Here is a 19,293-nt window from a genome sequence, read left to right on the forward strand (position 1 = left end):
ATTACAATTTTTCGATTGAGCCTCCAACAGCCTCAATAGCTTTTTGTGCGCTTGCAGAAAAAGCATGTGCTTTAACTTCTATCTTAGATTTAACTTCACCGCGACCTAAAATTTTAACCAAATCATTTTTAGATGCCAGGCCATGTTGTTGCAGAGCAGCGAAATCTATAGTTGTTAAGTTAAATTTTTCAGCCAGACCTTGTAATACGTCCAGGTTTACACCTACGTATTCCACACGGTTGATAGGTTTGAAACCTACTTTAGGTACACGTCGCTGTAATGGCATCTGACCACCTTCGAATCCAACCTTAGTTGAATGTCCTGAACGTGATCCTGCACCTTTGTGTCCACGGGTGGAAGTACCACCACGACCTGAACCGGTACCACGACCAATTCTTTTACTGTTTTTAGTAGAACCTGCTGCAGGTTTTAAATTACTTAAGTTCATTTCTTGAAACTTATTTTGTTGCCCTTCGCTTTCACTAATCAGGGACAACGGTTAAACAATATACAAAGGTTGCAAATGTAATTATATTAACTACATTTACAACCTTTAAAAAAATTTATATACTTTCTATTGCTACTAAGTGATTTACTTTTCTTACCATTCCAATAATGGCAGCAGTAGCTTCAACCTCTACACTTTGGTTCATTTTAGTTAAACCTAAAGCCTGCATGGTTCTTTTCTGGCGCTCGCTTCTGTCGATAACGCTTTTTATCTGGGTTATTTTGATCTTAGCCATGATGTTATCCGTTAAAAACTTTATTTAAATCAACACCACGCTGCTGTGCCACAGTATAAGCATCACGCATTTTAGTCAATGCGTCTACAGTTGCTTTTACCACGTTGTGAGGATTTGATGAACCTTTTGATTTTGCCAGTACGTTATGTACACCAGCACTCTCTAATACAGCACGCATCGCACCACCAGCAATAACACCGGTACCAACTGCAGCAGGTTTGATCAAAACAAAACCTCCTGAAAATTTACCGATCTGCTCGTGAGGTACAGTGCCATTCAGCAAAGGAACCTTTACCAGGTTCTTTTTGGCATCATCAACGCCTTTGGCAATGGCTTCTGTTACCTCTTTCGCTTTACCCAATCCGTAACCTACGATTCCGTTCTCATCTCCAACAACTACGATTGCTGAAAAGCTGAAAGTACGACCACCTTTGGTTACTTTGGCTACGCGTTGTATGCTAACTAAACGATCTTTTAATTCGATCTCGCTAGTCTTAACTCTTTTTATATTGATAGTTGACATCCTTATCTAATTTTCAGATTAAAATTCTAAACCAGCTTCACGGGCACCTTCAGCCAGCGACTTAACGCGGCCATGGTACAAATAGCCATTTCTATCGAAAACTACTTGCTTGATACCTGCTGCTATTGCCTTTTCAGCTACTAATTTACCAACTGCTACTGATTGCTCAGATTTGTTGCCGGTACCTGAAAAATCTTTAGATAAAGATGAAGCTGATACAATTGTACTACCGGTTACATCGTTAATGATTTGAGCATAAATCCCTTTATTGCTTCTATAAACCGATAAACGTGGACGGCTTTCAGAACCTGTTAATCTTTTTCTGATTCCTTTTTTTATACGATCTCTACGAGATAATTTTTTCCCTGCCATGATGATTATTTTTTAGAAGCTGATTTACCTGCTTTTCTTCTTAACACTTCGCCTACAAACTTGATACCTTTACCTTTATATGGCTCTGGTGCACGTAACGAACGGATCTTCGCTGCTACCTGTCCTATCAATTGTTTGTCAATGCTCTCTAAAATGATTTTAGGAGTTTGACCTTTTTCTGAGGTTGTAGTAACCTTAATCTCTTCCGGTAATTGGAAAACATAATGGTGAGAATAACCTAAAACCAGGTCCAGTGTATTTCCCTGATTAGTGGCACGGTAACCCACACCTACCAATTCCTGTTCTACTTTATAACCTTGTGTTACACCAACAACCATATTATAGATCAAAGCGCGGTATAAACCATGTAATGCTTTGTGTCTTTTTTGTTCTGAAGGGCGTTGTACAGTTAATACGCCGTCTTCCTGACTTACAGTGATATCTGAATCTACTGCTTGAGTTAATTCTCCTTTAGGTCCTTTAACTGTTACTACGTTATCTTTTGATACAGTAACAGTTACTCCTGCAGGTACATTAATTGGGGCTTTTCCTACTCTTGACATTTTGCTATCCTCCTTTAATTAATAAACGTGACACAAAACTTCGCCACCAATGTTTAGTTTAGCAGCCTCTTTATCAGTCATAACACCCTTGGATGTAGATAAAATTGCGATACCTAAACCGTTTAATACTCTCGGCATATTCTCTACACCTGCATATTGCCTTAAACCTGGTTTACTGATACGGGTTAACGTACGGATTGCAGGGATCTTAGTAATAGCATTGTATTTTAAAGCTATTTTAATAATGCCCTGAGTTGTAGTATCCTCAAATTTGTAGTTGGCAATGTAACCTTTGTCAAAAAGTACTTTAGTGATTTCCTTTTTAAGGTTCGACGCAGGAATCTCTACAATTCTGTGATTTGCCTTGATGGCATTTCTTACTCTTGTAAGATAATCTGCTATTGGATCTGTATTCATCTTTTATATAATTGTGATAGTGGTTTCCTTCCCGACCCATTCGGGACGACCTTCCATCGGTTAATTCTTGTTGTTGGTTTAGGGCAATTACCTTAAACGCATGCAAGCTGTATTACCAGCTTGCTTTTCTTACTCCAGGGATTTTACCTGCTAAAGCCATATCACGGAACAATACCCTTGATATACCGAAAGTACGCATATAACCACGTGGACGACCGGTTAACTTGCAACGGTTGTGCAAACGTACAGCCGATGAGTTTTTTGGTAACTTGTCTAATCCTGCGTAATCACCTGCAGCTTTAAGTTCTGCACGTTTCTCAGCATACTTAGCAACCAGCTTCTGGCGCTTAATTTCGCGAGCTTTTACACCTTCTTTTGCCATTATTGCTCTGTTTTTTGATTTTTAAATGGTAACCCAAATTGTTTTAAAAGTTCCAATGCTTCAACATCAGTAGTAGCACTTGTTACAAAGGTAATATCCATACCTAAAATCTTGTTGATTTTATCAATGTTGATCTCAGGGAAGATGATCTGCTCAGTTACACCTAAAGTGTAATTACCTTTTCCATCAAAACCTTTATCATTGATACCTTTGAAATCACGGATACGTGGCAAAGCTACGGAAATTAAACGATCTAAAAACTCATACATGTTATTGTCACGTAAAGTTACACGTACACCTACCGGCATACCTTTACGTAATTTAAAGTTTGAGATATCTTTTTTAGATTTTGCTCCTACTGCCTGCTGTCCTGAAATTGTGGTCATCTCTAAAATAGAGCTGTCCATAATTTTTTTGTCAGTCACAGAAAAACGTCCAACTCCCTGGTTGATTGCAATTTTCTCTAACTTAGGAACCTGCATAACACTCTTGTAATTGAACTTTTCTTTAAGTGCAGTTACAATTTCCTCTTTATATTTACTTTTTAATCTTGGTACGTAAGCCATTATTTGATCTCCTCTCCTGATTTTTTAGATACCCTAACTAATTTCCCGTCAGCATTAAGCTTTCTGCCAACGCGTGTAGTTGCACCTGTCTTAGGATCAATTAGCGCCACGTTAGAAATATGAAGAGCAGCCTCTTTTTTAATGATACCACCATTTGGGGTAGCAGCATTTGGTTTTGTATGTTTTGATACCAGGTTAACACCTTCTACAAGTATCCTGCTTTTAGAAATTAATACTGAAAGCACAGTTCCCTGCTGACCTTTTGAATCTCCGGCTATAACCTTAACTAAATCGCCTTTACGGATTTTTATCTTTGGTGTAGTTACTTTATTTTTCATTTTATAATACCTCCGGTGCTAATGATACAATTTTCATGAATTGTTTTTCACGCAGTTCTCTTGCTACCGGGCCAAAGATACGTGTACCACGTGGCTCATCTTGTGCATTTAATAATACTGCTGCATTGTCGTCGAAACGGATGTAAGAACCATCTTTACGTCTGATCTCTTTTTTTGTTCTTACCACAACTGCTTTAGAAACTGTTCCTTTCTTGATATTTCCTGAAGGCAATGCACTTTTAACGGTAACAACGATCTTGTCACCGATAGAAGCATAACGCTTTCCGGTACCACCAAGTACACGGATAACCAATACTTCTTTTGCGCCGCTATTGTCGGCTACGTTTAATCTTGATTCCTGTTGTACCATGTTATTTAGCCCTTTCTAAAATTTGCACTAATCTCCAGTTCTTGTTCTTACTCAGCGGACGAGTCTCCATGATCAGTACTGTATCACCAATACCACAATCGTTTTTCTCGTCATGAGCCATAAATTTGGTAGTTTTCTTAACAAACTTACCATAGATCGGGTGTTTCACTTTACGTTCTACCGCTACCACAATAGATTTATCCATCTTATTGCTTACCACCAACCCGGTTCTTGTTTTTCTTAATTGTCTTTCCATTTCGACTCTAAAGTTATTTAGTTTCAGTAGCAGACTGAGCTTTACGCTTAGTCACTTCAGTATTTAATCGGGCAATATTTCTCCTAACCTTCCTGATGCGGCTTGGATTCTCTATAGCCGAAATTGTATGCGCAAACTTTAACTTTACTAAGTTCTCTGTCTCTTCTGCAATCCTGGCTACTAGCTCTTCTTGTGAAAGCCCTGTAATTTCTGAGTTCTTCATTTTATTAATTTTTATATTGTGGGTCCAGCGGTTATAATAACAAGTTACTTACAACATTCAACCCATCCTTTTTTATGCCTCTACGTAATCTCTACGTACTACAAATTTTGTCTGGATCGGTAATTTCTGAGCTGCTAAACGCATTGCTTCTTTGGCAATTTCCAAAGGAACACCTTCAGCTTCAAAAATAATACGTCCGGGTCTAACAACGGCTACCCAATACTCAGGTGCACCTTTACCTTTACCCATACGTACCTCAGCAGGTTTCTTAGTTACCGGTTTGTCCGGGAATATTCTAATCCATACCTGACCTTCACGTTTCATGAAACGAGTTACCGCGATACGGGCTGCCTCTATCTGGCGACTGGTGATCCAGGTCGACTCTAGAGATTTGATCCCGAAAGATCCGAATGACAATTCAGCACCACGAGTTGCTAAACCTTTCATTCTGCCCTTTTGCATCTTTCTGAACTTCGTTCTTTTTGGCTGTAACATTTTATTCTAATATTATCGTTAAACGATCTGTTAACTAATTATTTACGAGGACCTCTGTTTTGAGAATTTCCACCTCTATTATCTCTACCGGCACCAGGACCGCCTTGACCAGGGCCTCTTCCGCCACGATTTCCTCCGCGGTTATCGTTTCTTCTGTCGCCACCGCCACGGTTGTCTCTGTCTCTTCCACCACCGAAAGCACCTTCTGGCCTGCCACCTTTGCCCGGAGCATTGCCCGTTGAGCCGATGTTAGGAGAAAGGTCACGTTTACCGTAAACCTCACCTTTACAGATCCATACTTTAACGCCTATTTTACCATAAGTAGTCAAAGCTTCTGCCAGTGCATAGTCAATGTCTGCACGGAAAGTATGCAAAGGAATTCTTCCTTCTTTATACTGTTCGCTACGAGCCATCTCAGCACCACCTAAACGACCAGAAGTCATAATTTTGATACCTTCAGCACCCATACGCATAGTTGATGCGATAGTAGATTTCATTGCCCTACGGAATGAGATCCTTGCCTCTAATTGTTTTGCAACACCTTCTGCTACCAGTTGTGCGTCAAGTTCAGGACGTTTGATCTCAAAAATGTTGATCTGAATTTCCTTTTTAGTCAATTTTTTCAACTCTTCCTTGATCTTGTCAACTTCCTGTCCTGCTTTACCGATTACAATACCCGGACGGGCAGTGTGAATCGTAACAGTGATACGTTTTAACGTACGCTCGATTACCACTTTAGCTACGCCGCCTTTAGCGATACGTGCAGAAAGGTATTTTCTTATTTTTTCGTCCTCAACTAATTTATCAGCATAGTTGTTGCCACCGAACCAGTTAGAATCCCAACCTTTGATGATTCCTAACCTGTTACCTATTGGATGTGCTTTTTGTCCCATTTCTGTTAATTAGTTTGAGTTTCAACGTTTTTACTATCTACTACCAAAGTTACATGGTTTGAACGCTTACGTATTCTGTAACCACGTCCTTGAGGAGCCGGTCTTAATCTTTTTAACTGACGACCACCGCCTACCATTATCGTTTTCACGTATAACTGGTTTTCTTCAGGGCGAGAACCTTCATTTTTAGTCTCCCAGTTTTTGATAGCCGACAATAATAGTTTCTCAACTCTTACTGCTGCGTCTTTATTGGTAAACTTTAAAATATGTAAAGCTTTCTCCACACGCTCACCTCTGATAAGATCTACAACCAAACGCATTTTACGTGGTGAGGTTGGACAATTGTTTAATTTCGCTACTGCTTCCATCTCTTAATTATTTTTTCTTTTCAGAGTGTCCCCTAAATGTTCTGGTTGGAGCAAACTCTCCCAGTTTATGACCAACCATGTTTTCTGTTACGTATACCGGTATAAATTTATTACCGTTATGTACTGCAAATGTATGACCCACAAAATCTGGTGAGATCATTGATCTGCGAGACCAAGTTTTAATTACAGACTTCTTGCCTGAATCATTCATAGAGACTACTTTCTTCTCTACGTTATGGTCAATATAAGGTCCTTTTTTAATCGAACGAGCCATTATTTCTTCCTTTTCTCTATGATGAAACGATTTGAGTATTTTTTAAGTTGACGGGTTTTATAGCCTTTGGCATATACACCGTTCCTTGAACGAGGCTGACCTCCTGATGAGCGGCCCTCACCACCACCCATTGGGTGATCTACAGGGTTCATCGCTACCGGACGTGTTCTCGGACGACGGCCCAGCCAACGGCTGCGACCAGCTTTACCTAACACTTCATTTGCATGATCTGAATTGGAAACAGCTCCTATCGTAGCCAGACAAGTGATCAGGATCAACCTGGTTTCGCCTGAAGGCATTTTCAATGTTGCATATTTACCATCGCGTGCAGCCAATTGTGCATAAGCACCTGCGCTACGCGCCAACTGAGCACCGCGACCTGGGTGAATCTCCACGTTGTGGATGATAGATCCCAAAGGAATATTGCTCAATTTCAAAGTATTACCCACTTCTGGAGTTGCAGTATCACCCGACACTACCTTTTGCCCAACTTGCAATCCTTCCGGTGCAATAATATAACGCTTCTCGCCATCAGCATAGTTTAACAATGCGATGCGTGCAGTACGGTTAGGATCATACTCAACAGTAGCTACTGTTGCAGGAATATCAAACTTATCACGTTTAAAATCAATTAAACGGTAAGATTTTTTGTGACCACCACCCATATAGCGCATGGTCATCTTTCCTGTATTGTTACGTCCTCCCGATTTCTTAGAAGATACAACCAATGATTTTTCGGGCTTGGTTGCTGTAATCTCCGTAAAGCTGGCACCAACTCTAAAGCGGGTTCCCGGAGTAACTGGTTTAAATTTTCTTAAGCCCATAGTTTATAAATAATTCAATTCTTATTAAATATTCGAGTAATAATCAATTGTTTCTCCTGCTGCCAGGGTTACAATCGCTTTCTTGTATTTCGGGCTACGTCCCGTAACTAATCCACCTTTAGTGTTTCTGGACTTAACTTTACCACTTACAACCAATGTATTGACAGCTAAAACGCTTACACCGTACATTTTCTCAATGGCCTGTTTAATCTGCAACTTGTTTGCTTTGTGTTCTACTTTAAAAGTAAAGCGGTTAGACTTTTCTGTTAATGCAGAAGCTTTCTCTGTTAATATTGGTTTCTTTAAAAATTCCATATTACTTGGCAAATGCCTCCTCCAGTGTTTTAACAGAATCCGCAGTTAACAAAAGCTTGCCGCAGTTCAATACATCATAAGTATTTAACTGATCTGCAGTGATTACTTTCGCTTTCTGAATGTTTCTGCTTGATAAATAGATATTGTTATTTTGTGAAGGTAAAACCAACAATGTCTTTTCGTTAGCCAGGTTTAATGCACTAACCAGATTGATGTAGTTTTTAGTTTTGATCGTATCAAAAGTAAAATCCTCCAAAACAACTACATTGTTGTCTTTTGCTTTGTATGATAAAGCCGATTTACGCGCCAGTGACTTCAGCTTCTTGTTCAGTTTAAAACTGTAATCACGAGGCTGAGGACCAAATACACGACCACCACCGTTAAACAATGGAGATTTAATACTTCCTGCACGGGCACCACCAGTACCTTTTTGTTTGTATAATTTACGGGTCGAACCAGCAATCTCATTACGTTGTTTAGACTTGTGCGTTCCCTGACGTTGGTTCGCCAGATATTGCTTCACATCTAAATAAATTGCGTGGTCTACAGGCGTAATGCCAAATACCGACTCAGGAAGTTGCACCTTGGCACCTGTTTCTTTTCCTGAAATGTTTAATACTTTAACTTCCATCTGCTTACTTATCTAAGATTACGTAAGAACCCTTAGCTCCTGGTACGGAACCACTAACTACAACCAGGTTTTGATCAGCATAAACTTTCAAAACCTGTAAGTTCTGAATTTTTACCCTGTCGCCACCCATTCTACCCGCCATACGCATACCTTTAAATACGCGAGAAGGATACGAAGCAGCACCCAACGAACCTGGAGCACGCATCCTGTTGTGCTGTCCGTGAGTCTGTCCGCCAACACCGCCGAAACCATGACGTTTTACAACACCCTGGAATCCTTTACCTTTTGAAGTACCAACTACATCCACGAAATCACCTTCGTTAAAAATGTTAACCGTTACCGTATCACCTAAGTTAAGCGATTCTTCAAACGGCTCAAATTCAACCAGTTTGCGTTTTGGGGTAGTCTTTGCTTTTGCAAAGTGGCCTTTAAGGGGCATGGTGGTGTTCTTTTCTTTAGCTTCGTCGAAACCTAACTGAACTGAAACGTAACCGTCTTTCTCTGCGGTCTTTACCTGTGTTACAACACAAGGTCCAGCTTCGATCACCGTACATGGTATATTCTTACCATCGGCGTCGAAAATGCTGGTCATTCCTACTTTTTTTCCAATAATACCTGACATTTTCTTTTTTTAATTTAACACCCATCGAAGCAGTAGGGCTTCGTTCAAGGTGGATACACTCCCCGTTAAGGGACGGCAAAAATAGGAAAGAAATCTTAATTTTCAAATAGTTAGCTAATTATTTTTTCAAATAAATACTAAAAATTTGTTTTGACAGTGCCGCATGCAGTTAAAGCAAGTTTTAGCCCACCAGCTTATCACTTAAACTATACAGAATGATGCATAAAACAAATAAACCAATCAGAACATACAAGTAGTCCCGCTCTATAAGGAAGCTGAAAACGGAGAAAACAACCCTTGCAATCGGCGTAAAGATCAACAATACTGTACCAAACTGTATAATTGCAGCCCCGTCCATCGTCTTTAAGCCATGAAGAATTGATGCAATGGACGACAATCCTGACTTTCCTGCATCAAAATTACCGTAGTCTACAGTTGCGTTGTAGTTAAAAAACAAATAGATAAATCCACCAACAAGCACAACACTCATTGCTGAAATTACCCCTACGCGCAGCAAAGTCCCCAGTATTACCTGGATGTCTTTATCTGCAAAGAAATTTTTGTCCCCTTTACTCATAACTTACCCGATAAGCCATTATAAATCATTTGAAGTGCCAGAAAAGTAACCACAATGGCAAATACAACTTTCAGTTTGTCTGTCTTGGTTTTCACCAGAATCTTGGAGCCTATAGTAGCCCCCAGCAGCACCCCTACAGTAACCGGCATGGCAATCCCCGGATCAATCTGCCCCCGGTGCAGGTAAACAATTGCACTTGCAGCAGCAGTTACCCCCATCATAAAATTGCTGGTCGTAGTAGACACCTTAAAAGGAATACGCATGATGTTGTCCATCGCGATTACCTTCAGAGCCCCCGAACCAATTCCAAGCAAGCCAGAGATGATCCCGGCGATGAACATCATAAAAAAACCACCGGCCACATTATGGACAGCATATTTTTTGACCATGCCGTCAACCGGATAAGAACCGTTCAGCTTAAAAAACAACGCCAGTTTTCCCGAAGTATCATTATCGGAGCGGTCCACCTTCTTTCTTACCATCATTGCAGCAGAAAACAATAGGATCAGTCCGAAAATAACCGCAATGTAACCCGGGTTGATATAAACAGTGACGACAGCACCAATGATGGCACTGATTGTCGTGGCAATTTCCAGGAACATGCCTATACGGATATTGGTAATCCCCTCCTTTACGTAAGCAGCGGCAGATCCAGAGGATGTCGCGATTACAGAGATAATAGAAGCCCCTATTGCGTAATGTATGTCAACTCCCAATGCCAGTGTCAGCAGCGGAATAATGATCACTCCACCCCCCAATCCGGTGAGTGAGCCAACCAGTCCGGCCAAAAAAGCTCCAGCCAAAACTATAATTGTAAATAGTAATACCGACATTGCTACAAATATACTATCTGCAAACTGAACACAATAAAATTAAAATATCATTGTTAAATTAGACATAAACCAATATCCTTATTTGAAGATGAAAAAAATTCTATTCCCAATTATTTCGGCTTTCATACTTAGCTTCAATGCTCAGGGCCAGTCAGTACCAGATACCACTAAGGCCGATCCCAGCCTAAAAGGTCAATACCAGCTCATGCTTTCAAAGTCAAAAACCTTAAACGGCTACAAACTGGTAAACCCAAACAGAATGAGCGCTTTCTGGCAAAACGTCAGGGACACACTGGCTACAGACCGCCGTCAGCTGGCAAACGCCACAAGAAAGATCAGGGAACAAGAACAAAATATTACAGCGCTTAAAACTCAGATCAGTGGTAAAGAAAGCTCACTGGCCAGCACAAATGCTAAAGTAAACGAGATCAGCGTATTGGGTATATCCTTTACCAAATCCACTTATAATACAATTGTATGGAGTCTCATTATCGGACTGGCAGCAGCACTTGCCGTTGTGATTCTGCGGTCAGCAAAACACATCCATGAAGCCCGGTACCGCAGCACTTTATACGAAGAGATTTCCCAGGAATACCAGAACTATAAGACCAAGGCAAACGACAAAGAGAAAAAGCTTGCCCGCGAGCTTCAGGATGAACGCAATAAACTGGATGAGCTAAGGAGCAAAAGATAAACTCCTGAAACCAGCAGTAAAAAAGCCTTTCTGAAAATTCAGAAAGGCTTTTCCTTTAACTGTCAGTTATAGTTAAACTTTGATTTCCACTTCAACACCGCTAGGTAGTTCAAGTTTCATTAAAGCATCAACTGTTTTTGAGTTAGAGCTATAAATATCTAACAAACGTTTGTAAGCACACAATTGAAACTGCTCACGTGCTTTTTTGTTCACGTGTGGTGAACGCAACACAGTGAAAACTTTCTTTTCTGTAGGCAACGGAATCGGTCCGCTAACCACTGCACCCGTAGGTTTAACAGTTTTTACGATTTTCTCTGCAGATTTATCTACCAGATTATAATCGTAAGATTTTAATTTGATTCTGATTCTTTGGCTCATGTTATTTATGAATTAAAGCTGCCGGTTAGAGCTATTAATAACCGGCAGCCAGTTTATTTTAAAAATTAATCTAAAGATTTAACTTTTCCTTTTGATTTTGCAATCACCTCTTCCTGAACGTTTCTAGGAGCTGGCTCGTAGTGATCAAATTCCATAGTAGAAGTTGCACGCCCTGAAGTAATGGTACGCAACTGAGTTACATAACCAAACATCTCCGAAAGTGGAACCAAAGCTTTGATTACCTGGGCACCATTACGGGTGTCCATACCTTGCAGCTGTCCACGACGACGGTTTAAGTCTCCCATTACATCACCCATATTCTCTTCCGGGGTCAGTACCTCAATTTTCATGATTGGCTCCATCAATACTGGCTTACATTTAGGTAAAGCCTCACGGAAAGCAGAACGTGCTGCAATCTCAAAAGATAAAGCATCCGAATCGACTGCGTGGAATGAACCATCAATCAAACGAACTTTCATATCAGGAAGCGGGAAGCCTGCAACAACACCGTTAGACATGGCAGCTGCAAAACCTTTTTCCACTGAAGGAATAAACTCACGAGGGATAGCACCACCCACAATCTCATTCACAAATTGCAATCCGCCTTTTTCGAAATCTGCATCAATAGGAGAAATGATTACCTGGATATCAGCAAATTTACCACGACCACCAGTTTGTTTTTTATAGGTCTCACGGTGTTGGGTAGAACCTGTAATTGCCTCTTTGTAAGCAACCTGAGGAGCTCCCTGGTTTACTTCTACTTTAAACTCACGTTTCAAGCGATCAATCAGGATGTCCAGGTGAAGCTCGCCCATACCTGAAATCACAGTCTGACCTGTTTCTTCGTCTGTTTGAACTTTAAATGTAGGATCCTCTTCGGCCAATTTACCTAAAGCAATACCTAATTTATCTACGTCAGCCTGAGTCTTAGGCTCAATGGCCAAACCGATAACCGGATCAGGGAAATTCATGGATTCAAGAATGATCGGATTTTTCTCATCACAAAGGGTATCCCCTGTTTTGATGTCTTTAAATCCTACAACCGCAGCAATATCACCGGCACCTACGTTAGGGATCGGATTTTGCTTGTTGGCGTGCATCTGGAAGATACGTGAAATACGTTCTTTGTTTTCAGAACGTGCATTGTATACATATGAACCAGCTTCCAGGTTACCTGAATAAACACGGATAAAGCACAAACGACCAACGAAAGGATCGGTTGCAATTTTAAATGCAAGCGCCGAGAAAGGCTCAGTTACATCCGGTTTACGCACTACTTCTTCTCCTGTGTTCGGGTTGGTACCAGTAATTCCTTCCACATCCATCGGCGAAGGCAGCAATTCCATTACCAGGTCAAGCATGGTCTGAACACCTTTGTTTTTGAAAGATGAACCGCAAACCATAGGAACAATTTTTGCGTCCAAAGTAGCTTTACGCAATGCATCAAGGATTTCACGCTCAGTGATGGAGTTAGGATCGTCAAAGAATTTCTCCATTAACGACTCATCATAGTCAGCTACTGCTTCCAGTAAGTTCTCTCTCCATTGTGCAACTTCATCCAGCATATCATCAGGAATCGGAACCTCAGTAAAGGTCATACCTTTATCGTGCTCGTTCCAAACAATACCACGGTTGTTGATCAGGTCAACCACACCTTTGAAGCTATCTTCAGCACCGATTGGCAATTGCAATGGAACAGCGTGACTGCCCAGCATGTCTTTAACCTGTTTAACAACTTTTAAGAAATCGGCTCCTGAACGGTCCATTTTGTTTACGAAACCGATACGTGGAACCGCGTAATTGTTCGCTAAACGCCAGTTGGTTTCAGATTGAGGCTCAACACCGTCAACAGCTGAAAACAAAAATACCAATCCGTCCAATACACGTAACGAACGGTTTACCTCTACGGTAAAATCCACGTGTCCCGGAGTATCAATAACGTTTACCTGGTATTTATTACCACGGTATGGCCAGAAAACGGTAGTAGCAGCAGAGGTAATGGTTATTCCGCGTTCTGCTTCCTGTACCATCCAGTCCATTGTAGATGCACCTTCGTGTACCTCACCAATTTTATGGTTTACACCTGCGTAATAAAGAATACGCTCGGTAGTTGTAGTTTTACCAGCATCAATGTGCGCAGCAATACCAATATTTCTTGTAAATTTTAAATCTCTTGACATTTTATGATTCTATATGATTAGAAACGGAAATGAGAGAACGCTTTATTGGCCTCAGCCATTTTATGCGTATCTTCTTTTTTCTTAACCGCTGCACCTTCACCTTTAGCTGCTGAAACGATTTCACCTGCTAATTTCTCTTTCATTGTTTTTTCACCACGTTTACGTGCGTATGAAATTAACCATTTCATACCCAATGCAATCTTACGGTCAGGTCTTACCTCAGTAGGAACCTGGAAGTTTGCACCACCTACACGGCGTGATTTTACCTCAACAGCTGGCATTACGTTGGCTAAAGCACGTTTCCATACTTCCAAACCATTTTCACCTGCTTTTTTCTCAGCAAGTTCAACAGCATCGTAAAAAATAGAATATGCGATAGATTTTTTTCCATCGAACATCATATTGTTTACAAACCTTGTTACCTGAACGTCGTTAAATTTTGGATCAGGAAGGATAATTCTCTTTTTTGGTTTTGACTTTCTCATTTTTCTTTCCTCCTAATTATTTCTTTTTACCTTTTGCAGGAGCCGCTGCTGCTTGTCCTGGTTTAGGGCGCTTAGTACCATATTTCGAACGACGTTGGTTACGACCCGCAACACCTGAAGTATCCAGTGCCCCACGGATGATGTGATAACGTACACCTGGTAAATCTTTAACACGACCACCACGGATCAATACGATCGAGTGCTCCTGTAAGTTGTGACCTTCTCCAGGGATGTAAGCATTAACCTCTTTACCATTGGTTAAACGTACACGCGCTACTTTACGCATTGCTGAGTTTGGTTTTTTAGGGGTAGTGGTATATACACGTGTACATACACCTCTTCGCTGTGGACAGCTGTCCAACGCCGGAGACTTACTCTTGAACTCCAGTGCTACTCTACCTTTTCTAACTAATTGTTGAATGGTTGGCATTGTTCCTTTTTTACTTTTTTATTTATGTTTAAAAACTATACCCCTCAATAAGGGACTGCAAAGGTAAGACAATACATTTTATAAATCAAGGGGTTAACAGAAAATTAATCCCTTAAAGACAAACAGCATAAAGCTAAGGCGTAAAAATAAAGCCAAACCCTACAAAATCGGCTTCTGTTTCATGTATATATATTTTAGCCTGCACAGCTGCCCAGTCCAGCACATTGTACTTCAGTCCCGGTGTCCAATAAGTCTTGATGTTCATTAAACTGTTATAATGCAGGTAATAGCCATATTTTACACTCATCGCCATTCGTCCCATCCATAAATCCGGTCCAATCGCCAAACCTACCCGCCACCTGTCAAACGAACTGGCTTTAGACTGATAGGTTTCTGTATTTCTTAAAGGATCATAAATGGTATGGTAATATACCGCGTCCAAGCCGGCCCCAAAGCCCAGCACCCTGTTCAAGCGGTAATTGTATCCTGCATATAAACCTGTTTTGTACAGGCCATCTTTACTCCTGTAAACGCCGCGGCGCCCTATATTCACGCCAATATCTATGCTGTGCTTTTTGTAATCCATAGGCTTTCTCCAGGAAGAAGTATCTGCCGCGGATTTTGTTTTTAAAGATTGTATCAATCCCAGACTAACACTACTGATATTCATCCCGTTATTGGGCACCCGTGTACCCCCATTGGAAAAATGGAGGATATCCAGCCCGGCCGACAACCGCGTAGAAGGCCCGATTTTGGTCGCCAGCTTCAGTGCAATCCGCGAAGAAAAATTAAGGTGACTGCCCACCAGCACATTCTCATTCGTAAACCAGGTTTCACCCAGATAGCCCATTCCCAGGCCGGGGGTCACAAACAGTTCTGTATTTTTACATTTCAGGAGCGAAAAATTAAGTGCAGCTATCAGCGCGTAGGAATCACCAAATCTATCCGGCCGCGGATCAGACTCCATAACAATATCGCTCATGTTCTTGTAATTAAATACAAGGTCCAGGCTCTTCAGGTTCAGCATTTTCATCCATGGCCTTGGATTTGCAGTAGTGCTCATATGATAAATGAGTTCCCCCCCATAAGCCACACTACTTAATTTGTTCTGCGCGGTAAATACCCCTAATGATACCTGCGGGGCAAACTCTATACTGTTCCGGGTATCCTGCATTTCCTGCGCATGCAGATTAGCTGCGGCAAATATTAAATTTAAAAAGAAAATAAGGGAATAAGATTTAACTGGCTTTGGGATGCTCATTGTAAGTTTGCTTGCTCAATCGTTTTTAGTGAAATGTATTCAGGTATAGCCGCTCCACTTTCTTACGTGCCCAATCGGTCTTACGCAAAAACTTCAGGCTCGAATTCATGGTTGGGTTGTTGTTGAAACAGGCAATGCGTACCTGCTGCCCCAATTCCTCCCAGCCATAGTGCCATACCAGCTGCTTCAATATAAACTCCAGTGTTTTGCCATGGAGCGGATTATTTGCCTGTTCTTTTTCTGCCATAGTGCAAAAATAACAAGAATAACTAGATTTGCATACGGGCCTCATCAATTCCGGTACCCGCGCTATGGCAGCGCATAAAACATTTAAGCATATGAATTTAAAACTAGGCGATTTTGTTCGTTTCGTAGACGAGAACATCGAAGGATATATCACCCGCATGATCGACAAGGACACCATTGGCGTAACCGATTCCAATGATTTTGAAATCCCTGTCCTGGCCAATAAGGTAACATTGGTGCATGGCGACATCCCCGGCGAAGAACTCATCCCCTCCAAATCTCCGGTCACAGTACCGGAAGCAGAATTTAAAAAGGATGGAATTTATCTTGCCCTGGTGGCCGACCAGCACAGCAGCTCTGTAGCCCATTTCCACCTGGTTAATGAAAGTTCCTATCAGCTGTTGGCGGCTTTTACAACAGCAAAACAGGGTACCTTCAAAGGAGAATTTACAGGCATTATTGACCCGAATACCACAAAAAGGATATATTCCGCCCAACTGGGCGACATTCAGATCTGGCCCGAATTCAGGTTGGAAATACTAAGCAGTACCAAGGCAAACGTTGAACCCAAATCGCCCATTATTTTTCACAGGAGCATTAAAGGCAAAGACCTTTCTGTAGCCAAAGAAGAAATTGCCCTGCTCAAACAAAAGGGCTGGCTCATCCGCCTGGACGAACCTCAGCCGTCGGTTGATTTGCAGAAACTGAAAGAGAAGTTTCAAAAATAAGCGCTGCAGTAATATTCTTTCAATTGTACTCCAATATTACTCTTTTGCTGCTTCATGCTTCAGATGAAGCGCAGTCGACGTTAACAGGGGGTTGGTTCGGTAAATGCCGAACCAACCCCCTGTTAACGTCGACCCAAGCCCGAAGCAAGTAACCTATAATACACCAGAAATACTGGAACAACTAAAGTTGTCCTATACTGAAATACGTTTACAAGTCAGCTGAGTCTCCTCCCTTACTTCACACAAAAATTACCTTCTCTGAAGAGGCATAGCGTCTTTTTATTTTTTCTATAGAAAAAAATAAAATTATACAGCCTCAGAAGAGAACGGTTATTTTTGACCCCAGCTGTTGTTCCCCTCATTTACATCCGGCAAAACCTTATCCGGATCCAGCACTACAGCAACCACCTCTTCAGTAGTCGGGTAATAAACGGTCCAGGTTTTATTCCTCATCCATATATCTACGCCTAACTTAACTCTTTCTGTTTTTCCGCTTTTGGTTTTAACCTGCAGTATAACCGGCATCGGCATCTTCTCCAGGTTGGCCACTACAATATTGTATCCGGCTAAGACACCATCTTTTTTGACCTCCTTCACATCAGCAATAGCCTGGTCCATTTTCCAGTTCTCTAAAAACCAGCCCCTCCAGAACCAGCAAAGATCTTCACCCGCAGCATTTTCCATGGAACGGAAAAAATCAAAAGGACTTGGATGTTTATAAGCCCACTGGGCAATGTAATTCCTGAAAGCATAGTCAAAGCGATCAGCGCCAAGCACCTGATCTCTCAGGATGTCCAGTCCCCAGCCTGGTTTATAATATAGGTTTAAGCCGATGTTTGCCTCTTTCATGGCATCCGGACTCAGCATAATCGATTCTACCTCTGGCCTTGAAATGCTTCTGGCAATATTGTGCATATCAGCAGGCTCCTGTTTATATTCCCCATTGTTAAAGACGGCAGAAGATATCCCATTGATAAAGGTATTGAAGCCTTCGTCCATCCAGCCGAACTTACGTTCGTTGCTGCCCACAATCATCGGGAACCAGGTATGGCCAAATTCATGGTCAATTACCCCCCATGCAGCTCCCTTTTTAGCCCTCCAGCCACAAAATACGATCCCCGGATATTCCATCCCCCCAACATTGCAGGCAACATTCACCGCCATCGGATAAGGGTATTCAAACCATTTATCCGAATAGTGTTCCACCGATCCTTTTACATACTCTACTCCACGCCCGTAGCTATCCTGACCGTTACTTTCTACAGGATGTGCCGAAACGGCAAGCGCCTTTTTACCACTGGGCAGGTTGATGCGGGCAGCATCCAGCACAAAAGCCTTGGAAGAGCCCCAGGCCACATCCCGGGTGTTTTTTATCCTGAACTTCCAGGTCAGTTTATCTTTGGCCGGACGGGATTTAGGATCTGTCACTTCCGCTTCCGATCGTATGGCGATGGTTTTATCGCTTAGCTTTGCCGCATTCCAGCGCTTCAGCTGTTCCGCAGTAAAAACTTCCTGTGGGTTCAGCAATTCCCCTGAGCCCATTACGATATGACTGGCAGGAGCAGTCACCGAAAAATCCACATCGCCATATTCACAGTAAAATTCTCCCGCTCCCCAATATGGCAGGGTATTCCAGCCCAATATATCGTCATACACGCTCATCCTTGGGAACCACTGCGCTATGGTAAAGATTTCACCATTCTTTGTGGCCAGATGCCCCATCCTGTCCGATCCATTGGCCGGGATCACAAAGGAAAAATTCATTTTTATACTGATCACATCACCATTTGCCTCCATAGGAACTGCCAGCCTGATCTGCATCCGGGTATCCTCAGTTAGGGTACTGAACCTTACCGGTTTCATTTTTTGGGCTACTTCGATTCCATCGATCTTATAACCACCTTTTAATTGTTCGCCCCTTGAACCATAACGGCTTCCGGAAGCGATCAGGGAATTGCCGCGTGAATCGGGCGCAAACAGGTTCTGGTCCAGCTGCAGCCATAAAAATGGCAGCCGGTCGGGGCTATTGTTCTTATAAGTAATGTTTACTGTACCGGAAACGGTATTTTTTGCTTCATCCAGATTGGCGGTAATGTTATAATCTGCCCGGTTCTGCCAGTATTTTGGTCCAGGGGCACCACTTGCCGACCGGTATTCGTTTCCGTTCTGAGTGTAAAACAAAGGGCTGAACGCCGCATGAGGGTCGTAATTACTTACAGCAGTATTTTCCTGCGCCAGCACCCTTAAACTTAAAAAGCACAGCAATACCCAGGTGAGAGTTGGTTTATGAATCATATGAAAGTATT

Annotated in this window: 31 protein-coding genes; 2 read left to right on the plus strand and 29 right to left on the minus strand. The window is 41.8% G+C overall.

Going from position 1 to position 19,293, the window contains the following annotated elements; translation table 11 throughout:
* Position 1: 1 nt before the first annotated feature.
* From rplO to B9A91_RS07250, 22 genes are all read right to left on the minus strand, one after another.
* Positions 2 to 448, minus strand: a complete 447-nt coding sequence (gene rplO, locus B9A91_RS07145; RefSeq protein WP_084239617.1) for a 50S ribosomal protein L15 — start codon at positions 446 to 448, stop codon at positions 2 to 4.
* Between the two features lie 115 nt (positions 449 to 563).
* Complete coding sequence (gene rpmD, locus B9A91_RS07150; protein WP_084237680.1) at positions 564 to 743, minus strand: 50S ribosomal protein L30; 180 nt, start codon at positions 741 to 743, stop codon at positions 564 to 566.
* A 4-nt stretch (positions 744 to 747) separates the two neighbouring features.
* Positions 748 to 1,266, minus strand: a complete 519-nt coding sequence (rpsE, locus tag B9A91_RS07155) for a 30S ribosomal protein S5 (protein WP_084237681.1) — start codon at positions 1,264 to 1,266, stop codon at positions 748 to 750.
* 18 nt (positions 1,267 to 1,284) lie between these two features.
* Positions 1,285 to 1,638: a 50S ribosomal protein L18 gene (rplR, locus tag B9A91_RS07160; protein WP_084237682.1), complete on the minus strand. Its 354-nt coding sequence runs from the start codon at positions 1,636 to 1,638 to the stop codon at positions 1,285 to 1,287.
* 5 nt (positions 1,639 to 1,643) lie between these two features.
* Complete coding sequence (rplF, locus tag B9A91_RS07165) at positions 1,644 to 2,201, minus strand: 50S ribosomal protein L6 (RefSeq protein WP_084237683.1); 558 nt, start codon at positions 2,199 to 2,201, stop codon at positions 1,644 to 1,646.
* 18 nt (positions 2,202 to 2,219) lie between these two features.
* Complete coding sequence (rpsH, locus tag B9A91_RS07170; RefSeq protein ID WP_084237684.1) at positions 2,220 to 2,618, minus strand: 30S ribosomal protein S8; 399 nt, start codon at positions 2,616 to 2,618, stop codon at positions 2,220 to 2,222.
* Positions 2,619 to 2,730: 112 nt separating this feature from the next.
* Positions 2,731 to 3,000, minus strand: a complete 270-nt coding sequence (rpsN, locus tag B9A91_RS07175; protein WP_084237685.1) for a 30S ribosomal protein S14 — start codon at positions 2,998 to 3,000, stop codon at positions 2,731 to 2,733.
* Positions 3,000 to 3,566, minus strand: a complete 567-nt coding sequence (gene rplE / locus B9A91_RS07180) for a 50S ribosomal protein L5 (RefSeq protein ID WP_084237686.1) — start codon at positions 3,564 to 3,566, stop codon at positions 3,000 to 3,002. The genes rpsN and rplE overlap by 1 nt, the downstream gene beginning before the upstream one ends.
* Complete coding sequence (gene rplX / locus B9A91_RS07185) at positions 3,566 to 3,904, minus strand: 50S ribosomal protein L24 (protein ID WP_012780784.1); 339 nt, start codon at positions 3,902 to 3,904, stop codon at positions 3,566 to 3,568. Before rplX ends, rplE begins: the two co-directional genes overlap by 1 nt.
* Position 3,905: 1 nt before the next feature.
* Positions 3,906 to 4,274: a 50S ribosomal protein L14 gene (gene rplN / locus B9A91_RS07190; protein ID WP_008244575.1), complete on the minus strand. Its 369-nt coding sequence runs from the start codon at positions 4,272 to 4,274 to the stop codon at positions 3,906 to 3,908.
* Between the two features lies 1 nt (position 4,275).
* Positions 4,276 to 4,530, minus strand: a complete 255-nt coding sequence (gene rpsQ / locus B9A91_RS07195; protein WP_084237687.1) for a 30S ribosomal protein S17 — start codon at positions 4,528 to 4,530, stop codon at positions 4,276 to 4,278.
* A 13-nt stretch (positions 4,531 to 4,543) separates the two neighbouring features.
* Positions 4,544 to 4,753, minus strand: coding sequence for a 50S ribosomal protein L29 (gene rpmC, locus B9A91_RS07200; RefSeq protein WP_084237688.1), 210 nt, complete (start codon positions 4,751 to 4,753; stop codon positions 4,544 to 4,546).
* 72 nt (positions 4,754 to 4,825) lie between these two features.
* Positions 4,826 to 5,248: a 50S ribosomal protein L16 gene (gene rplP / locus B9A91_RS07205; protein WP_008244578.1), complete on the minus strand. Its 423-nt coding sequence runs from the start codon at positions 5,246 to 5,248 to the stop codon at positions 4,826 to 4,828.
* Between the two features lie 38 nt (positions 5,249 to 5,286).
* Positions 5,287 to 6,141 carry a 30S ribosomal protein S3 gene (gene rpsC, locus B9A91_RS07210; RefSeq protein ID WP_084237689.1) on the minus strand — a complete coding sequence of 285 codons (855 nt, stop codon included), beginning with the start codon at positions 6,139 to 6,141 and terminating at the stop codon, positions 5,287 to 5,289.
* Between the two features lie 5 nt (positions 6,142 to 6,146).
* Positions 6,147 to 6,509, minus strand: a complete 363-nt coding sequence (rplV, locus tag B9A91_RS07215; protein WP_084237690.1) for a 50S ribosomal protein L22 — start codon at positions 6,507 to 6,509, stop codon at positions 6,147 to 6,149.
* 7 nt (positions 6,510 to 6,516) lie between these two features.
* Complete coding sequence (rpsS, locus tag B9A91_RS07220; protein WP_008244581.1) at positions 6,517 to 6,783, minus strand: 30S ribosomal protein S19; 267 nt, start codon at positions 6,781 to 6,783, stop codon at positions 6,517 to 6,519.
* Positions 6,783 to 7,607, minus strand: coding sequence for a 50S ribosomal protein L2 (gene rplB, locus B9A91_RS07225; RefSeq protein ID WP_084237691.1), 825 nt, complete (start codon positions 7,605 to 7,607; stop codon positions 6,783 to 6,785). Before rplB ends, rpsS begins: the two co-directional genes overlap by 1 nt.
* A 24-nt stretch (positions 7,608 to 7,631) precedes the next feature.
* Positions 7,632 to 7,922: a 50S ribosomal protein L23 gene (rplW, locus tag B9A91_RS07230; RefSeq protein ID WP_084237692.1), complete on the minus strand. Its 291-nt coding sequence runs from the start codon at positions 7,920 to 7,922 to the stop codon at positions 7,632 to 7,634.
* Between the two features lies 1 nt (position 7,923).
* Positions 7,924 to 8,553 carry a 50S ribosomal protein L4 gene (gene rplD / locus B9A91_RS07235; RefSeq protein ID WP_084237693.1) on the minus strand — a complete coding sequence of 210 codons (630 nt, stop codon included), beginning with the start codon at positions 8,551 to 8,553 and terminating at the stop codon, positions 7,924 to 7,926.
* A 4-nt stretch (positions 8,554 to 8,557) separates the two neighbouring features.
* The gene (gene rplC, locus B9A91_RS07240; protein ID WP_084237694.1) at positions 8,558 to 9,175 is read right to left on the minus strand and encodes a 50S ribosomal protein L3; all 618 of its coding nucleotides are present in this window, start codon (positions 9,173 to 9,175) and stop codon (positions 8,558 to 8,560) included.
* 181 nt (positions 9,176 to 9,356) lie between these two features.
* Complete coding sequence (locus B9A91_RS07245) at positions 9,357 to 9,752, minus strand: DUF1634 domain-containing protein (protein ID WP_084237695.1); 396 nt, start codon at positions 9,750 to 9,752, stop codon at positions 9,357 to 9,359.
* On the minus strand, positions 9,749 to 10,585 hold the full coding sequence (locus tag B9A91_RS07250) for a sulfite exporter TauE/SafE family protein (RefSeq protein ID WP_084237696.1): 837 nt from the start codon (positions 10,583 to 10,585) through the stop codon (positions 9,749 to 9,751). Before B9A91_RS07250 ends, B9A91_RS07245 begins: the two co-directional genes overlap by 4 nt.
* A gap of 88 nt (positions 10,586 to 10,673) precedes the next feature.
* Between B9A91_RS07250 and B9A91_RS07255 the strand changes: the two genes are divergently transcribed.
* Entirely contained in the window at positions 10,674 to 11,279 is a 606-nt protein-coding gene (locus B9A91_RS07255) for a hypothetical protein (RefSeq protein ID WP_084237697.1), read from the plus strand.
* Positions 11,280 to 11,351: 72 nt separating this feature from the next.
* Here the strand turns inward: B9A91_RS07255 and rpsJ are convergent, their stop codons facing one another.
* From rpsJ to B9A91_RS07285, 6 genes are all read right to left on the minus strand, one after another.
* On the minus strand, positions 11,352 to 11,657 hold the full coding sequence (gene rpsJ / locus B9A91_RS07260) for a 30S ribosomal protein S10 (protein WP_084237698.1): 306 nt from the start codon (positions 11,655 to 11,657) through the stop codon (positions 11,352 to 11,354).
* 65 nt (positions 11,658 to 11,722) lie between these two features.
* Positions 11,723 to 13,837: an elongation factor G gene (fusA, locus tag B9A91_RS07265; protein WP_084237699.1), complete on the minus strand. Its 2,115-nt coding sequence runs from the start codon at positions 13,835 to 13,837 to the stop codon at positions 11,723 to 11,725.
* A gap of 17 nt (positions 13,838 to 13,854) precedes the next feature.
* Complete coding sequence (gene rpsG, locus B9A91_RS07270) at positions 13,855 to 14,322, minus strand: 30S ribosomal protein S7 (RefSeq protein WP_084237700.1); 468 nt, start codon at positions 14,320 to 14,322, stop codon at positions 13,855 to 13,857.
* Positions 14,323 to 14,338: 16 nt separating this feature from the next.
* The gene (gene rpsL / locus B9A91_RS07275; protein ID WP_010599925.1) at positions 14,339 to 14,752 is read right to left on the minus strand and encodes a 30S ribosomal protein S12; all 414 of its coding nucleotides are present in this window, start codon (positions 14,750 to 14,752) and stop codon (positions 14,339 to 14,341) included.
* Positions 14,753 to 14,885: 133 nt separating this feature from the next.
* Positions 14,886 to 16,013 (minus strand): acyloxyacyl hydrolase, encoded by a 1,128-nt coding sequence (locus B9A91_RS07280; RefSeq protein ID WP_084237701.1) that lies wholly within the window; start codon positions 16,011 to 16,013, stop codon positions 14,886 to 14,888.
* Positions 16,014 to 16,038: 25 nt separating this feature from the next.
* Positions 16,039 to 16,260 (minus strand): VF530 family protein, encoded by a 222-nt coding sequence (locus tag B9A91_RS07285; protein ID WP_084237702.1) that lies wholly within the window; start codon positions 16,258 to 16,260, stop codon positions 16,039 to 16,041.
* Positions 16,261 to 16,351: 91 nt separating this feature from the next.
* On the opposite strand from B9A91_RS07285, the gene B9A91_RS07290 reads away from it, so the two are divergent.
* Positions 16,352 to 16,987 carry a hypothetical protein gene (locus B9A91_RS07290; RefSeq protein WP_084239618.1) on the plus strand — a complete coding sequence of 212 codons (636 nt, stop codon included), beginning with the start codon at positions 16,352 to 16,354 and terminating at the stop codon, positions 16,985 to 16,987.
* A 330-nt stretch (positions 16,988 to 17,317) separates the two neighbouring features.
* On the opposite strand, the gene B9A91_RS07295 is transcribed toward B9A91_RS07290, so the two are convergent.
* Entirely contained in the window at positions 17,318 to 19,282 is a 1,965-nt protein-coding gene (locus B9A91_RS07295) for a M1 family metallopeptidase (RefSeq protein ID WP_084237703.1), read from the minus strand.
* Positions 19,283 to 19,293 lie beyond the last annotated feature (11 nt).

This window comes from Pedobacter africanus, assembly GCF_900176535.1.
GTDB classification, from domain to species: domain Bacteria; phylum Bacteroidota; class Bacteroidia; order Sphingobacteriales; family Sphingobacteriaceae; genus Pedobacter; species Pedobacter africanus.

What these genes read in the sequence shown, in the direction of transcription:
- B9A91_RS07255 (WP_084237697.1), top strand. Translation starts at nt 10,674, where the DNA reads ATGAAAAAAATTCTATTCCCAATTATTTCGGCTTTCATACTTAGCTTC.
- rplB (WP_084237691.1), bottom strand. Translation starts at nt 7,607, where the DNA reads ATGGGCTTAAGAAAATTTAAACCAGTTACTCCGGGAACCCGCTTTAGA.
- rpsL (WP_010599925.1), bottom strand. Translation starts at nt 14,752, where the DNA reads ATGCCAACCATTCAACAATTAGTTAGAAAAGGTAGAGTAGCACTGGAG.
- B9A91_RS07290 (WP_084239618.1), top strand. Translation starts at nt 16,352, where the DNA reads ATGAATTTAAAACTAGGCGATTTTGTTCGTTTCGTAGACGAGAACATC.
- rpmD (WP_084237680.1), bottom strand. Translation starts at nt 743, where the DNA reads ATGGCTAAGATCAAAATAACCCAGATAAAAAGCGTTATCGACAGAAGC.
- rplW (WP_084237692.1), bottom strand. Translation starts at nt 7,922, where the DNA reads ATGGAATTTTTAAAGAAACCAATATTAACAGAGAAAGCTTCTGCATTA.
- rpmC (WP_084237688.1), bottom strand. Translation starts at nt 4,753, where the DNA reads ATGAAGAACTCAGAAATTACAGGGCTTTCACAAGAAGAGCTAGTAGCC.
- rpsN (WP_084237685.1), bottom strand. Translation starts at nt 3,000, where the DNA reads ATGGCAAAAGAAGGTGTAAAAGCTCGCGAAATTAAGCGCCAGAAGCTG.
- rplD (WP_084237693.1), bottom strand. Translation starts at nt 8,553, where the DNA reads ATGGAAGTTAAAGTATTAAACATTTCAGGAAAAGAAACAGGTGCCAAG.
- rplF (WP_084237683.1), bottom strand. Translation starts at nt 2,201, where the DNA reads ATGTCAAGAGTAGGAAAAGCCCCAATTAATGTACCTGCAGGAGTAACT.
- rpsG (WP_084237700.1), bottom strand. Translation starts at nt 14,322, where the DNA reads ATGAGAAAGTCAAAACCAAAAAAGAGAATTATCCTTCCTGATCCAAAA.
- rplE (WP_084237686.1), bottom strand. Translation starts at nt 3,566, where the DNA reads ATGGCTTACGTACCAAGATTAAAAAGTAAATATAAAGAGGAAATTGTA.
- rpsE (WP_084237681.1), bottom strand. Translation starts at nt 1,266, where the DNA reads ATGTCAACTATCAATATAAAAAGAGTTAAGACTAGCGAGATCGAATTA.
- rpsJ (WP_084237698.1), bottom strand. Translation starts at nt 11,657, where the DNA reads ATGAGCCAAAGAATCAGAATCAAATTAAAATCTTACGATTATAATCTG.
- B9A91_RS07295 (WP_084237703.1), bottom strand. Translation starts at nt 19,282, where the DNA reads ATGATTCATAAACCAACTCTCACCTGGGTATTGCTGTGCTTTTTAAGT.
- B9A91_RS07250 (WP_084237696.1), bottom strand. Translation starts at nt 10,585, where the DNA reads ATGTCGGTATTACTATTTACAATTATAGTTTTGGCTGGAGCTTTTTTG.
- rplC (WP_084237694.1), bottom strand. Translation starts at nt 9,175, where the DNA reads ATGTCAGGTATTATTGGAAAAAAAGTAGGAATGACCAGCATTTTCGAC.
- rpsH (WP_084237684.1), bottom strand. Translation starts at nt 2,618, where the DNA reads ATGAATACAGATCCAATAGCAGATTATCTTACAAGAGTAAGAAATGCC.
- B9A91_RS07245 (WP_084237695.1), bottom strand. Translation starts at nt 9,752, where the DNA reads ATGAGTAAAGGGGACAAAAATTTCTTTGCAGATAAAGACATCCAGGTA.
- fusA (WP_084237699.1), bottom strand. Translation starts at nt 13,837, where the DNA reads ATGTCAAGAGATTTAAAATTTACAAGAAATATTGGTATTGCTGCGCAC.
- rplV (WP_084237690.1), bottom strand. Translation starts at nt 6,509, where the DNA reads ATGGAAGCAGTAGCGAAATTAAACAATTGTCCAACCTCACCACGTAAA.
- rplP (WP_008244578.1), bottom strand. Translation starts at nt 5,248, where the DNA reads ATGTTACAGCCAAAAAGAACGAAGTTCAGAAAGATGCAAAAGGGCAGA.
- rplX (WP_012780784.1), bottom strand. Translation starts at nt 3,904, where the DNA reads ATGAAAAATAAAGTAACTACACCAAAGATAAAAATCCGTAAAGGCGAT.
- rplN (WP_008244575.1), bottom strand. Translation starts at nt 4,274, where the DNA reads ATGGTACAACAGGAATCAAGATTAAACGTAGCCGACAATAGCGGCGCA.
- B9A91_RS07285 (WP_084237702.1), bottom strand. Translation starts at nt 16,260, where the DNA reads ATGGCAGAAAAAGAACAGGCAAATAATCCGCTCCATGGCAAAACACTG.
- rplR (WP_084237682.1), bottom strand. Translation starts at nt 1,638, where the DNA reads ATGGCAGGGAAAAAATTATCTCGTAGAGATCGTATAAAAAAAGGAATC.
- rpsQ (WP_084237687.1), bottom strand. Translation starts at nt 4,530, where the DNA reads ATGGAAAGACAATTAAGAAAAACAAGAACCGGGTTGGTGGTAAGCAAT.
- rpsS (WP_008244581.1), bottom strand. Translation starts at nt 6,783, where the DNA reads ATGGCTCGTTCGATTAAAAAAGGACCTTATATTGACCATAACGTAGAG.
- B9A91_RS07280 (WP_084237701.1), bottom strand. Translation starts at nt 16,013, where the DNA reads ATGAGCATCCCAAAGCCAGTTAAATCTTATTCCCTTATTTTCTTTTTA.
- rplO (WP_084239617.1), bottom strand. Translation starts at nt 448, where the DNA reads ATGAACTTAAGTAATTTAAAACCTGCAGCAGGTTCTACTAAAAACAGT.
- rpsC (WP_084237689.1), bottom strand. Translation starts at nt 6,141, where the DNA reads ATGGGACAAAAAGCACATCCAATAGGTAACAGGTTAGGAATCATCAAA.